At 64.6% G+C, this 13985-nt stretch carries 11 protein-coding genes, 1 tRNA gene and 1 riboswitch; of the genes, 7 read left to right on the top strand and 5 right to left on the bottom strand.

Annotated features, from left to right (window positions below; genetic code table 11):
* Positions 1-7: 7 nt before the first annotated feature.
* From P5703_RS00745 to thiC, 3 genes are all read right to left on the bottom strand, one after another.
* The gene (locus P5703_RS00745) at positions 8-1426 is read right to left on the bottom strand and encodes an MBL fold metallo-hydrolase RNA specificity domain-containing protein (protein WP_224110431.1); all 1419 of its coding nucleotides are present in this window, start codon (positions 1424-1426) and stop codon (positions 8-10) included.
* Positions 1427-1525: 99 nt separating this feature from the next.
* Positions 1526-1600, bottom strand: a tRNA-Thr gene (locus P5703_RS00740).
* A 207-nt stretch (positions 1601-1807) separates the two neighbouring features.
* On the bottom strand, positions 1808-3691 hold the full coding sequence (gene thiC, locus P5703_RS00735) for a phosphomethylpyrimidine synthase ThiC (protein ID WP_017246570.1): 1884 nt from the start codon (positions 3689-3691) through the stop codon (positions 1808-1810).
* A 96-nt stretch (positions 3692-3787) separates the two neighbouring features.
* Positions 3788-3894: riboswitch (TPP riboswitch) on the bottom strand.
* A 175-nt stretch (positions 3895-4069) separates the two neighbouring features.
* Between thiC and P5703_RS00730 the strand changes: the two genes are divergently transcribed.
* Positions 4070-5524, top strand: coding sequence for a TolC family outer membrane protein (locus P5703_RS00730; protein WP_285585238.1), 1455 nt, complete (start codon positions 4070-4072; stop codon positions 5522-5524).
* A 118-nt stretch (positions 5525-5642) separates the two neighbouring features.
* On the opposite strand, the gene waaA is transcribed toward P5703_RS00730, so the two are convergent.
* Positions 5643-6911 (bottom strand): lipid IV(A) 3-deoxy-D-manno-octulosonic acid transferase, encoded by a 1269-nt coding sequence (gene waaA / locus P5703_RS00725; protein ID WP_049325418.1) that lies wholly within the window; start codon positions 6909-6911, stop codon positions 5643-5645.
* Positions 6912-7023: 112 nt separating this feature from the next.
* Between waaA and P5703_RS00720 the strand changes: the two genes are divergently transcribed.
* From P5703_RS00720 to P5703_RS00695, 6 genes are all read left to right on the top strand, one after another.
* Complete coding sequence (locus P5703_RS00720) at positions 7024-7356, top strand: DMT family transporter (protein WP_017246573.1); 333 nt, start codon at positions 7024-7026, stop codon at positions 7354-7356.
* 55 nt (positions 7357-7411) lie between these two features.
* Positions 7412-8587: an NAD(P)/FAD-dependent oxidoreductase gene (locus tag P5703_RS00715; RefSeq protein WP_279644653.1), complete on the top strand. Its 1176-nt coding sequence runs from the start codon at positions 7412-7414 to the stop codon at positions 8585-8587.
* Positions 8584-9393, top strand: coding sequence for an aldo/keto reductase (locus P5703_RS00710; protein WP_234492645.1), 810 nt, complete (start codon positions 8584-8586; stop codon positions 9391-9393). Before P5703_RS00715 ends, P5703_RS00710 begins: the two co-directional genes overlap by 4 nt.
* A 90-nt stretch (positions 9394-9483) precedes the next feature.
* Positions 9484-10371, top strand: a complete 888-nt coding sequence (locus tag P5703_RS00705; RefSeq protein WP_049325421.1) for a hypothetical protein — start codon at positions 9484-9486, stop codon at positions 10369-10371.
* Between the two features lie 218 nt (positions 10372-10589).
* The gene (locus tag P5703_RS00700) at positions 10590-11915 is read left to right on the top strand and encodes a type II toxin-antitoxin system HipA family toxin (RefSeq protein WP_037004355.1); all 1326 of its coding nucleotides are present in this window, start codon (positions 10590-10592) and stop codon (positions 11913-11915) included.
* Positions 11916-12182 (top strand): helix-turn-helix domain-containing protein, encoded by a 267-nt coding sequence (locus tag P5703_RS00695; protein ID WP_020305806.1) that lies wholly within the window; start codon positions 11916-11918, stop codon positions 12180-12182.
* Between the two features lie 338 nt (positions 12183-12520).
* On the opposite strand, the gene hldE is transcribed toward P5703_RS00695, so the two are convergent.
* Entirely contained in the window at positions 12521-13942 is a 1422-nt protein-coding gene (gene hldE, locus P5703_RS00690) for a bifunctional D-glycero-beta-D-manno-heptose-7-phosphate kinase/D-glycero-beta-D-manno-heptose 1-phosphate adenylyltransferase HldE (RefSeq protein ID WP_279647027.1), read from the bottom strand.
* Positions 13943-13985: the final 43 nt, after the last annotated feature.

Here is a 13985-nt window from a genome sequence, read left to right as displayed (position 1 = left end):
GCGAAACTCAGCGCTCGGGGACCAGCACGTCTACCCTTCGCCCCTTGGCCGCATAGGCTGACATAAGGCCCTCGCGCAGTTGCTGCTTGGCGCGCGCCTCGCCATGCACCAGCCGCACCTCGCTCGGCCAGCGCCGCATCGTGGTGATGAAGCCAAGCAGCCCATTCCGGTCGGCATGCGCCGAGTAGCCACCAATGCTTTCAATACCGGCGCGGATGTCCAGTCGCTGGCCATCGAGCTCGACGTAGCCACCGCGAGGGCCGAAGCGCTGGATGGCGTGCCCAGGGGTGCCGGCAGCCTGGTAACCGACGAAAAGAACGTTGTGCCGCCGATCTTCGAGCATCGCCTTCAGATAGTTGACGATGCGCCCGCCGGCGCACATGCCGCCACCGGCGATGACCACGGCCGGCCGCGCCGTTTCGGCCAGGTGGCGGACCATGCTCAGATGCTGGTCGTGGCTGTCGACGGTGAGCAGCTGGTCGAATGCCATCGGATCGCGCCCCTCGCGCAGCCGACCCTGCGCTTCGTCATTCCAGAACGGGCGCAGCTCGCGGTATGCCTCGGTGAAGCGACTGGCCAGCGGCGAGTCGAGGATGATCGGCAGCTGCCGCCAGCCGGCACCAGACGCAGGGCCGGCCCCGGCATGGGCCTCGAAGATGATCTGTTCCAGCTCGTAGAGCAGCTCCTGAGTGCGGCCAATGCTGAAGGCCGGGATCAGCACGCTGCCGTCGTCGGCCAGCGCCTTCTCGATCAGTCGCTTCAGGCGTTGTCGGCGCTGCATTCGATCCTCGTGCTGGCGGTCGCCATAGGTGCTCTCCAGCACCACCACGTCTGCACCGGCCGCCACTTGCGGCGGGCGCAGCAAGGGCGCATGGGGCGCACCGAGATCACCCGAGAACAGCACACGCCGACGTGCCTGGCCAGGACGCCTGATGTCCACCTCGACATAGGCCGAGCCGAGGATATGCCCGGCGCGCCGCAGGCGGATGCGCGCCCGCAACGACGACGTGTCGCTGAGGGTGAACCAGCGGTTGTAGGGCAACGCGATCAGACGCCGCTCGACGAGCGCGAGATATTGCTCGACCTTGTGCTGGTCACGACTGATGCCGAGACGAAAGGCGTCCTCGAGCACGATCGGCAGCAGCCGGGCAGAAGGCTCACTGCAGAGGATGGGGCCACTGAAGCCTGCGGCCAGCAGGTAGGGAATGCGGCCGACGTGGTCGATATGCACGTGGGTTGCGACCAGCGCACGAATGCCGGCCAGGTCGAACTCGATATCCAGACTGCCGGCCCCGGCCCGTCCCGGCGAGGTATCGGCCCCCTGGAACAGCCCACAATCGACCAGCAGGCTGAAACCGGTATCCAGGCGCAGCTGATGACAGGAGCCGGTGACGCCATCGGCGGCGCCGTGATGAAGGATTTCCATGACTCGTCCCTGAGTGTCGAAAACACAGGGGACCTTAGCCGGAAAATGCTGCAGCGGCCATTGGCCAGGTCACAGTTAACGACTGCACCCGCCAAACAATGGAGCCCATGGGCGGACTTGAACCGCCGACCTCTCCCTTACCAAGGGAGTGCTCTACCGCTGAGCTACATGGGCATAACGAAGGGCGAGCACTCTAAGCGTCTAATGCAGGAAAATCAACAAGTTGCAGGTCGCCTCGGGTAGCGCTGGGCGGGCAATCCGGTGGATGGCTTCGGCCATCCACCCTACGCCTGTCGGCAGCACAAAGCGAAGCTTCCCGCAGGGTGGATAACCGCACAGCGTTAGCCGCGCTCATGATCAGCGCAGGCCCGCCCTCGCCGGTCACACCTGTTTGTAGATCACCGAGCCTTCGTCCTTGAAGCGCGAGGACTGCTCGGCGAAACCCGCCTCGATGGCCTTCTGCTCGTCGGTCAGGCCGTGCTCGGCAGCATACTCGCGCACTTCCTGGGTAATCTTCATCGAGCAGAACTTCGGCCCGCACATGGAGCAGAAGTGCGCCACCTTCGCCGACTCCTTCGGCAGCGTCTCGTCGTGGAAGGCACGCGCGGTGTCCGGGTCGAGGCCGAGGTTGAACTGATCCTCCCAGCGGAACTCGAAGCGCGCCTTGGACAGCGCGTTGTCGCGGATCTGCGCGCCCGGATGACCCTTGGCAAGATCAGCAGCGTGCGCGGCGATCTTGTAGGTGATGATGCCGGTCTTCACGTCATCCTTGTTCGGCAGACCGAGGTGCTCCTTCGGCGTGACGTAGCAGAGCATGGCGCAACCGAACCAGCCGATCATCGCCGCACCGATGCCGCTGGTGATGTGGTCGTAGCCCGGGGCAATGTCGGTGGTCAGCGGGCCGAGGGTGTAGAACGGCGCCTCGTCGCAGCATTCGAGCTGCTTGTCCATGTTCTCCTTGATCATGTGCATCGGCACATGGCCCGGGCCTTCGATCATGCACTGCACGTCGTGCTTCCAGGCGATCTTGGTCAGTTCGCCGAGGGTTTCCAGTTCGCCGAACTGCGCGGCATCGTTGGCATCGGCGATCGAGCCCGGACGCAGGCCGTCGCCCAGCGAGAAGCTGACATCGTAAGCCTTCATGATTTCGCAGATTTCCTCGAAGTGGGTGTAGAGGAAATTCTCCTGGTGATGCGCCAGGCACCACTTGGCCATGATCGAGCCGCCGCGGCTGACGATGCCGGTCACGCGCTTGGCAGTCAGCGGCACATAGCGCAGCAAGACGCCGGCATGGATGGTGAAGTAGTCCACGCCCTGCTCGGCCTGTTCGATCAGGGTGTCGCGGAACAGCTCCCAGGTCAGGTCTTCGGCAACACCGTTGACCTTTTCCAGCGCCTGGTAGATCGGCACGGTGCCGATCGGCACCGGCGAGTTGCGGATGATCCACTCGCGCGTCTCGTGGATGTGCTTGCCGGTGGACAGGTCCATCACGGTGTCCGAACCCCAGCGGATGCCCCAGGTCAGCTTGGCCACTTCTTCCTCGATGGAGGAGCCCAGCGCCGAGTTACCGATGTTGCCGTTGATCTTCACCAGGAAGTTGCGGCCGATGATCATCGGCTCCAGCTCGGTGTGGTTGATGTTCGCCGGGATGATGGCGCGGCCGCGCGCGACTTCCGAGCGGACGAATTCGGGGGTGATTTCCTTGGGAATGGCCGCGCCGAAGCTCTGCCCGGCATGCTGCTCGACCAGCAGGCCGGCTTCACGCGCCTCGGCGAGCTTCATGTTCTCGCGGATGGCGACGTACTCCATCTCCGGCGTGATGATGCCCTTCTTTGCATAGTGCATCTGGCTGACGTTGTGCCCGGCCTTGGCCCGGCGCGGGTTGCGCACATGGGCGAAGCGCATGGCGGAAAGTTCGGCATCGTTGAGGCGACGCTGGCCGAATTCGGAGGTCAGCCCCGGCAGCTTCTCGGTGTCGCCGCGGTCCTCGATCCAGGCGCTGCGCACGTCGGCCAGGCCCTTGCGCACGTCGATGGTGACGTTCGGGTCGGTGTAGGGGCCGGAAGTGTCGTAGACGGTAACCGGGGCGTTGATCTCGCCACCGAAGTCGGTGGGCGTCACGTCCAGGCTGATCTCGCGCATGGGTACGCGGATGTCCGGGCGTGAACCCTGCACATAGATTTTCTGCGAACGCGGGAAGGGTTGAATGGACTGCTGGTCGACCTGGGCGGACTCACTCAGGTTCTTGTTGCTTTGCACGCTCATCGGCTTCTCCTGGGATGTGTCGGAGCGAACCTGAGCAACACGGCGGATCAAGGGCGTCGGGCACCGCAACTGCGGTGGAGAGACTCGTCACGTTCGAGACGAGGACATCTTGTTCCCTACGCAGGCCTTAACCTGATCAGGTTCAACGGGATCCGGAACTTTCCGATCTCAGCCTTCGCTTCAAGGCACCCCGACAAGAACGCCGTCGAGTCTAATCAAGACCTTGGGCGAACACCATGGCAATGGCGAAACTAGTCGACCGTTCGGTCATTTGCCCGGACCGCCATCGCCGCCTCACACCACGGCGCACGCGCGCCTTGACCCCCTGACAGCTGCCGCTTAGCCTTGCCCATCAGCTCTATTCAGGATGGACCCAACATGCTGCGCAGACTCCCCCTGGCTCTCGCCGTGGCCACCCTCACTGCCGGAGGGGCCTGGGCGCAAGAGACCGTCCCCCTCGCCAGCAAGACCGATCTGGTCAGCGTCTACCAGCAAGCCGTCAACAACAACGCCGACCTGGCGGCGGCCCGGGCGCAGTTCCGCGCACGCCAGGAAGTGGTGCCACAGGCACGCGCCGGCCTGCTGCCCAACCTCAGCGCCGGCGCCGAGCTGAGCGACACCGAAACGGACGTCGACACCAGCATGGGCTCCACGTCGCTATCACGCAGTGGCACCGCCTATCAGGCGACGCTGAGCCAGCCGATCTTCCGTGCCGACCGCTGGTTCCAGCTCAAGGCCGCGGAAGCCGTGAGCGAGCAGGCCGCAATCGAATACTCCATCGCCGAGCAGGACCTGATCCTGCAGAGCGCCCAGGCCTATTTCGCCGTGTTGCGCGCGCAGGACAACCTGGCGGCGGTGAAGGCCGAGGAAGCCGCGTTCAAGCGCCAGCTCGACCAGGCCAACGAGCGCTTCGAGGTGGGCCTTTCCGACAAGACCGATGTGCTCGAAGCCCAGGCCGGCTTCGATACCGCGCGCGCCAATCGCTCCATCGGCCAACGCCAGGTCGAGGACGCCTTTCAGGCCTTGTTCACCCTGACCAACCGCGAGTACGTGGCGCTGGAAGGGATCCGCCATACCCTGCCGGTGCTGGCGCCGGTGCCAAACGAGGCCAAGGCGTGGGTGGATACGGCGACGCGGCAGAACCTCAACCTGCTGGCGGTCAATTACGCCGTGACCGCCGCCGAGGAAACCCTGCGCCAGCGCCGCTCCGGCCATGCACCGACGCTCGACGCAGTGGCGTCCTATCGCAAGGGCGACAACGACGCGCTCGGATTCAGCAACACCCAGGGCATCCCGGGCTTCGACATGCCGCGCTACACCGGCGACGTCGAGCAGCGCAGCATCGGCCTGCAGCTGAACATCCCGCTCTACAGCGGCGGGCTGACCACCTCGCAGAGCCGCGAGGCCTATTACCAGCTCAGCCAGAGCGAGCAACAGCGCGAAAGCCTGCGCCGCCAGGTGGTGGAAGCCACACGCAACCTGCACCGCGCGGTGAACACCGATATCGAACAGGTCCAGGCCCGCCGGCAGTCGATCATCTCCAACCAGAGTGCGCTGGAAGCCACGGAGATCGGCTATCAGGTCGGCACCCGCAACATCGTCGATGTGCTCGACACCCAGCGGCGCCTGTATGCCGCGGTACGCGACTACAACAACGCCCGCTACGACTACATTCTCGACAACCTGCGCCTGAAGCAGGCGGCCGGCACGCTGAATCCGGACGACCTGCAGCAGCTGGCGGCCTACCTGAAACCCGATTACAACCCGGACACCGACTTCCTGCCGCCGGATCTGCCGCAGACCATCGGTCAGCCGGTGCGGGTGGATTATTGAGCCAGGGGGCTCGCTTGAATCGTAGTTGGGTGGGCTAAAGCCCACCAGGCGCTCGCCCCCCAGACGGCGCAATGACGCCGACAGCTGATCCGGCCTCCTCGCGGACCAGACACACCGACTAGCCGAGCAGCCTCGCCAGTCCTGTCAGCAGACGCTGCAAGGCGCCCTGATTGGCCTTGAGCACGCCCAGCCCGGCGTCACGCATCCGTTGCGCGGCAGCCGAATCGCGCCAGAGCTCACCGACAGCATCAGCCAGCTGATCGGCATCCTGCACTTCGCGCAGGGCGCCGGCATCGCGCAGCTGCGCGGAGATTTCGAGAAAGTTGAACAGATGCGGGCCACTGAGCACCGGCTTGCCCAACGCCGCAGGCTCCAGCAGGTTGTGTCCGCCATTGGGCACCAGGCTGCCACCGACGAAGGCCACGTCGGCCAGGGCATAGAGAAACAGCAGCTCGCCCATGGTGTCGCCGACCAGCACCTGCGTGCCGGCGCCAACCGTCTCGCCCGTCGAGCGGCGCACCGCGGCAAAGCCTTCCTTGCACGCCAGTTCAAACACCGAGATGAAGCGTTCCGGATGCCGTGGTACCAGGAGCAGCAGGGCCTGCGGAAACCGCTCCAGCAAGCGTCGGTGCGCGGCCAGGATGATTTCGTCCTCGCCGGCATGGGTGCTGGCGGCGATCCACAGCGGCCGATCCTGCGCCGCCCATTGATCGCGCAAATCGGTCGCCCGCGCCAGCAGTGCCGGGTCGATGGCCAGGTCGAACTTGATCGAGCCAGTCACTTCGACGCATTCGTGGCGTGCGCCGAGCTGGCGATAACGCTCGGCTTCAGTCTCTGTCTGCACGGCGATCAGGCTCAGCTCGGCCAGCATTGGCGCGGTCAGCCGGGCGAAACGCGCGTAGCCGCGGGCCGAACGTTCGGACAGCCGCGCGTTGGCCAGCGCCACGGGTATGCCGCGCCGGGCGCACTGATGGATATGGTTGGGCCAGAGCTCGGTCTCCATCACCACCGCCAGCTTCGGCTGCAGGCAATCCAGAAAACGCGCCGCGGTCCAGGGCAGGTCATAGGGCAGGTAGCAATGCTGCACGCTGTCTCCGAACAGCGCCTGGATGCGCTCGGAGCCGGTCGGGGTCATACAGGTGACGGTGATCGGCAAGTGTGGGTAGCACGCCATCAGCTCGCGGACCATCGGCGCCGCGGCGATGCTTTCGCCCACCGAGACCGCATGCACCCAGATGCCACCCGGACGCAGCCGCGGCAAACCGAAGGCGAAACGCTCGCCGATACGACGGGAGTAGGCCGGGGCGCGCCAGGCGCGCCACAGCAGGCGCAGGAACACCAGCGGCAGGGCGAGGTGAAACAACAGGGTATAGAGGGTGCGATTCATGGGCGCGGAGCTTAGCAAGCTGCCTGCTCGCGAGCCATAACCGCCCTGCCGGCGAACTTGTTGGCGAGGTCGGAACCGAACGAAGTTGCCCGCCCATAATCAGGATCTCGCCATGTCCGGCTATGTTTACCTGGCCATCGCCATCTGCGCCGAGGTGGTCGCCACCACCTCGATGAAGGCACTGGCCGGCTTCAATCGTCCGCTGCCACTGCTGCTGGTGGTGACGGGCTACAGCCTGTCGTTCTGGATGCTCGCGCTGGTGGTACGGACCATCCCGGTAGGCATCGCCTATGCCATCTGGGCCGGGCTCGGCATCGTGCTGGTCAGCGTCGCCGCGGCGGTGCTCTATCGTCAGTACCTGGACCTGCCGGCGGTACTGGGCATGGGGCTGATCATCGCCGGCGTGGTGGTCATCCAGTTGTTCTCCCGCAGTGCAGGCCACTAAGCTGCCGGCGGACTGCAGTTATACTGCGCGACCGTTTACCCAATGAGGTCTGCACATGCCCGAATCCCTCAGCACCGACGTCCTGATCGTTGGCGGCGGCGTCGCCGGCCTTTGGCTGAACGCGCGCCTGCGCCGACTGGGTTTTGCCACGCTGCTGGTCGACAAGGGAACACTGGGCGGCGGGCAGAGCGTGAAGTCCCAGGGCATCATCCATGGCGGCACCAAGTACGCGCTGAGCGGTGCGCTCACCGGTGCCTCCGAGGCGATCGCCGATATGCCGCGGCGCTGGCGCGAAGCGCTCGAAGGCAAGGGCGAGCTGGACCTTAGCGGCGTACGCCTGTTGTCCGATGCACACTATCTGTGGTCGCCAGGCACCCTGGCCGGCAACCTCACCAGCTTCTTCGCCAGCAAGGCAGTGCGCTCGCGGGTCGGCCAGGTCAAGGGCGATGAGCTGCCACCTGCGCTGCAGCATCCACGGTTCAAGGGCAAGGTCTACCGCCTCAGCGAACTGGTGCTGGACGTGCCCAGCCTGATCGCCCGTCTGGCCGAGCTGGCTGGCGACAGCCTGCTGGCCTGCCAGCAGATCGAACCACTGCTCGACGACAACGAGCTGGTCGGGTTGCGCGTCGATGGTCGCGAGATCCGCGCCCAGCGCATCGTGTTCAGCGCCGGGGGCGGGACTGCCGAGCTGCTCGCGTCGCTCGGCCTGCAACAACCGGCCATGCAGCGCCGTCCGCTGCACATGGTCATCGTCAAGGCGCCCACGCTCAAGCCGCTCTATGCCCATTGCCTGGGCGGCGGCACCAAACCGCGGATCACGGTCACCAGCCATCCGACAGCGGACGGCGAGTGGCTCTGGTATCTCGGCGGCGACCTGGCCGAAGCCGATGGCGTGGCGCGCGACGAAGCCACTCAGATCGCCGCGGCGAAAAAGGAACTGGCCGAACTGGTGCCCTGGATCGACCTGTCCTCCGCGCAATGGGCCACGCTGCGTATCGACCGCGCCGAGCCTGCACAATCGGCACTCGCCCGTCCGGACAACGCCTTCCTTGCCGAGCAGGGCCGACTGCTGGTCGGTTGGCCGACCAAGCTGGCGCTGTCCCCCGACTTCTCCGACCGCGTCGAAGCCGCCCTCGCCCGTGACGGCATTCGTCCGGCCAACCATCCCGCGCTACCTCAACTGCCACGTCCGCCGCTGACCGGGCCGTTCTGGGAAGGGCTGCTGCCATGAACGCGACGCTGCATGACCTGCACCGCCCGCTGGGCAGCACCGGCCTAAGCATTTCGCCACTGGGGTTGGGCACGGTGAAGCTGGGCCGCGATCAAGGGGTGAAGTATCCCAACGGTTTTTCCATCCCAGACGACGCCCAGGCTCGCCAGCTGCTGACCCTGGCCCGCGAACTGGGTATCAACCTGATCGACACCGCGCCGGCCTACGGCGTCAGCGAGGAACGGCTCGGCCCGTTGCTGGCCGGACAGCGCGAGGATTGGGTGATCGTCAGCAAGGTTGGCGAGGAGTTCGAGAACGGCCAGTCGCGTTTCGACTTTTCTGCCGCCCACACGCGCTTCTCGGTGGAGCGCAGCCTCAAGCGTCTGCGTACCGACCGCATCGAGCTGGTGCTGGTGCATTCGGACGGCAACGACCTCGATATCCTGCAGCACACCGAGGTCTACCAGACCCTGGCCGAGCTCAAGCGCGAGGGCAAGATCCTCGCCTTCGGCCTGTCCGGCAAGACGGTCGATGGTGGACTGCTTGCGCTGCAGCAGGGCGACTGCGCGATGGTGACCTACAACCTCAACGAGCAGGCCGAACGACCGGTCCTCGACTACGCTGCTGCACACGGCAAGGGCATCCTGATCAAGAAAGCCCTCGCCAGCGGGCACGCCTGCCTCAAGCCAGGCGAAGACCCGGTCCGCCGCAGTTTCGAGCTGCTGTTCGGTCACCCAGGTGTCAGCGGCGCGATCATCGGCACTATCAATCCGCAGCATTTGACGGCTAACGTACGGACTGCTGCTGCCGTTCTGACCGGCAACTGAAACGGTCCTGGCGGCAACGTTCATCCGCTGCGCGGAAGCGCATTACGCTGATGCCGCGCGGTTACTTTCTTCGCCGCAAGGAGAAACCGAATGCCAAGAGTTCTGGTGCGCAAGAGCCCTGCCGCATTCAAGACTCTGCCTCTCTACGTCGAGGCCAGCCAGGACAACCTGAGCTACCAGAGTCTGGGCCGGCCGTTGAACTTCAGCGAAGTGATCGAGCGCCGCCGCCCGGTGGAGGTGTCCGATCCGGGCCGTTTTGCCATCGAACTGGCCAATCTCGGCGTTTCGGTGCGTCTGACCATGAGCTGGCAGGGCCGCGAATACTGGGTGCTGGTCCGTCAGCAGCGGCCGGACCGTGGTGACGTTGTGCTCAAGCTGATCTCCGGCTACATCCCGGCCCATGAGCTGAACCTGCCATTGCTCACCGCCATCCAGGAAATTGCCGAAGAATGCCTGCTGGAAACTCCTGAAGGCTGGCTCGCCGGTCGCTTCGGCGATACGTGGCTGCCCACTCCGTACCAGGCCAGCCTGCACTACCGCGAGGCGGTGCACTTCAAGCTCGCCTCGCAATCCGGCGCCACGCGCCCGGTACAGTGCGGCAACATGGTGCTGATGGAGCGTCCTCGCGCCTATGTACACCTGCCGACCGCCTCGCTGCAGCTGGTCTATGACATGCGCATGGAACTACCGAAAGAGGCGCGTCAGCTGAGCCTGTTCCACGTCGACGAGCGCCTGGAAGACGGACAACTGGTTGCGCGCCTGGAGCGCAGCCGGCCGGACCTCTACCTGATACCGCTGAAGCAGGGCCAGCCGCAGGATCAGCTGCTGCAACTGCGTAATGGCCAGTTCAGCCCGGTGAACACTCGCGGCCTATGGCTATCGGAAAGCTTTGCGCCGCAGGAAGGCTGGGTGGTGCGCGACGAGCGCGTTCGCTGGAGGGACTGGTGGGCCGCCAAGCCGGTCGCCGTGGCGCGCTGAACCGCTTGGCCCCCCGCCAGCGAACGGACGGGGCCATGCTCGCGAAACCCGGACCTGCAGAGCTATCGCGGGCATGGCGCCTCCTACAAACAGACTCCATACGCTGGAAATAAGCACTAAAATACCTATTTAATCACTCAGCAGCGCAAAAAAGGTAATTTATTGCCTTTTAGCGAGATGAAGGCTACTTTTAAGGCAGTAAAATGCCGGTAGCAGACATGTACCCGCTCACCCTACAGATTCATACAGGCCACGCATGGCACGACGCCATGCAACTGACCTTCGAGCAACCCACGTTGGGGCTGGAGGGCACCTGCTCGTATGGATACAAGCAGGCATATCTGGTTGATGCCTTGGACGTCATGGGTAGCAGATTGAGCAATGCGGTCAGCGCCACGTTACCCCTGGGCTGGGATCTCTGGCGCCTTCCCCATGCGCCCTCCTTTCTCTTCGACATCCTGCCCGCCGGAGCGGCTCGTCGTTCCCTGCTCAAACGTCTGGGGGGCGAGCGCCCCGGGGATCTGGATCTTGATCTTTTCCTACTGAGTCGCTGCACTCCCGCACCTGTCGGCAATCTGCGCATCAAGGAGGCGGCGGATGCCATCGCCAATAGCCCGATGCTGGGCTTCTCGCGGGAGGAAGTCATCAGCCGCGACTCGCGTTTCCTGGAATACGCCTACGAACAGGGAGCAGCCATCGGCGGCGCCACTGGCGCAGGCGGCGAAGCGCCCAAGTTGCTACTGACCGAAGACCGACGGGGAGCGCTGCACCCCGATGCAGCTCTTCCTGACGCGGAAGCCGCTCGGCATTGGTTCGTAAAATTCGCACGCAACCGGGCCAGCAAGACTGACCAGGAAATACTGCGCAGCGAATTCTGCTTCTACCGAGGCCTTCAGAAACTGGGGCTGGATACCGTCGATGCTGAAGGATTGTCGCTGGAAGAGGGGCGCAAGCCCAGCCTGTGGATGAAGCGTTTCGATCGCAACGTCACCGTCGATGGGGTCGTCCGGACTGCTGTCGAGTCCATGTATTCACTGGCGGGCGTGACCGAGCCCGGTAGCTATATGTCGCACACCAATGTACTGCGACACCTCGTCGAGCTATGGCAAAGCGTGGGTCAAGGTCAGCAGGTCGGCGATCTGGTGTTCGAATACCTGCGGCGCGACCTGCTGAACCTGATCTTGGGCAACTCGGACAACCATGGTCGCAATACATCGATTCTACGCATGGACAAAGGCGTGAAGCTGGCCCCTATATATGACCTGGCCCCCATGGTCATGGACGATGAAGGCGTAACACGCACAACCAAGTGGCCGCAGCCCATTGAGCTGGCTGGCGAGGTAGACTGGCGGAAGGCCTGCGAAGAGGTAGGCATATGGGCCGATGCCGAAGAACTGTTCGAGCGGCTCAGAACAGCCGCACGTGACTTCATGGCCTTGCCCGACCTGTTGACCGACGAAGGCCTGCCTCTGGCGACCATGAATCATCCACGTATCGCGCTACGCAGCCTTCCTCAACGACTCGCCAGATGGAGGCTTACCTGAATGGATATCACAGAGCGCGACCGCATCCTGACGGAGATACGGACTCAACTGGCATCCGGCGATATCACCATCGGACAAGCCGTCCGCAGGCTCCGCAAGGAAATCACCGGCCTGCAGCAGGCCAGGTTCGCCCAGATGTGCAAACTCTCCCTGCGCGCTCTGCGTCAGTTGGAGCACGATGAAGCCAATCCGACCGTGCACACCCTGAACAGCGTATTCGGCCCCTTCGGCATGCAGGTCGGCATCGTGCCGAAGCCTCAGCGCTGATACCTATGCTGGGACTGCTGCAATACGAGGCACGCGGCGAGTGCAGGCCACGGGACTGCCAGACGCTTGAAGCTTGAAGCTCAAAAGCATCGCCCCGAGGCCGGGCAATCCACGGGGATGTGATGAATGCCGCAGACCCGCCGGGAGCGGGCGCGGCCTCCCACAAAAGCAGCGAGCACCACCGAACCCAGTGGGCGCGCCCTCTCGGCGATACAGGTCGCAGGACTGCCAAAGGCCTGAAGTCTGAAGTCTGAAGTCTGAAGTCTGAAGTCTGAAGAGCATCGCCCCGGGGCGGGCCCTTTCACAAAGCAGTAGCCGTAGTACGGGTTTCACCCGCCCTACGCCTTGCGGATCTTCTCGACGATGGCCGTGGTCGAGCTGTTTTCCACCAGCCCCAGCACCTTCACTACACCGCCGTAGGCCTTGACCAGATCGGCACCGACGACCTGATCGACGCCATAGTCGCCGCCCTTGACCAGCACATCGGGTCGCACCTGGGCCAGCAGGTTTTCCGGCGTGTCCTCGGAAAAGCACACCACCCAATCCACCGCTTCCAGACCAGCCAGCACCGCCATGCGTCGATCCACCGAATTGATCGGCCGGCCCGGGCCTTTGAGGCGGCTCACCGAGCCATCATCGTTCACCGCCACCACCAGCCGGTCGCCCTGGGCGCGGGCCTGCTCGAGGTAGGTCACATGACCGGCGTGCAGGATGTCGAAACAGCCATTGGTGAAGACGATTTTCTCGCCCTCGGCGCGGGCATCCTCGACTGCGGTGAGCAGCTGTTCGACGGTCATCACGCCACGCTCGGAGCCTTCCTCGCGTTGCACCGCGCGGCGCAGCTCCGGCGCGCTGATGCAGGCGGTGCCCAGCTTGCCGACCACGATACCGGCGGCCAGGTTGGCCAGTGCCACGGCCTGTGGCAGTTCCTCGCCAGCCGCAATCGCAGCGGCCAGGGTTGAAATGACGGTATCGCCGGCACCGGTGACATCGAACACTTCGCGGGCACGGGCCGGCAGGTGCAGCGGCGCGTGATCGGGACGCAGCAGGGTCATGCCGTGCTCGCCACGGGTGACCAGCAACGCATCCAGCTCGAGCCGGCTCATCAGCTCGGCACCCTTGCTGACCAACTCGGCCTCGTCGGCACAATGCCCGACGATCGCCTCGAATTCGCCCAGGTTCGGCGTGATCAGCGTAGCGCCGCGATAGATGTCGAAATCCTTGCCCTTGGGGTCGGCCAGCACCGGAATGCCACGGTGCCGCGCCGCCTGGATCAGCGCCTGATGGTTCTTCAGCGCGCCCTTGCCGTAGTCCGACAGCACCAGCACCTTGACCCCGGCCAGCAGCCCTTCCACCTCGGCCAGCAACGCGGCCGGATCGGTGTTGAACGGCTCCTCGAAATCCATGCGCAGCAGTTGCTGATGGCGACTCATCACCCGCAGCTTGACGATGGTGGGCTGGTCATCGATGCACTGGAAATGCGCCTGCACACCGGCGGCCGCGAGGCTGTCAGCCAGGCTCTGACGCGCCTCGTCCTCGCCGGTCACACCCACCAGCGCCGCGGCAGACCCCAACGCTGCGATGTTCAGCGCGACGTTGGCCGCACCGCCTGGGCGATCTTCGATCTGCTCGACCTTCACCACCGGCACCGGTGCCTCGGGCGAGATCCGCGACGTGCCGCCATGCCAGTAACGATCGAGCATGACGTCACCGACCACCAGAACGGCGGCTTGGTCGAAACGGGGCATGGACAGCTTCATTGGGGCTCCGGGGTGTTCGAAAAACGCTGCAAAGCATACCAGC

It is taken from the genome of Stutzerimonas sp. FeSN7 (assembly GCF_030263795.1).
Taxonomy (GTDB): domain Bacteria; phylum Pseudomonadota; class Gammaproteobacteria; order Pseudomonadales; family Pseudomonadaceae; genus Stutzerimonas; species Stutzerimonas stutzeri.
The sequence above is the reverse complement of the archived record's forward strand: the minus strand, read 5'-3'. Positions and strand labels throughout refer to the sequence as shown.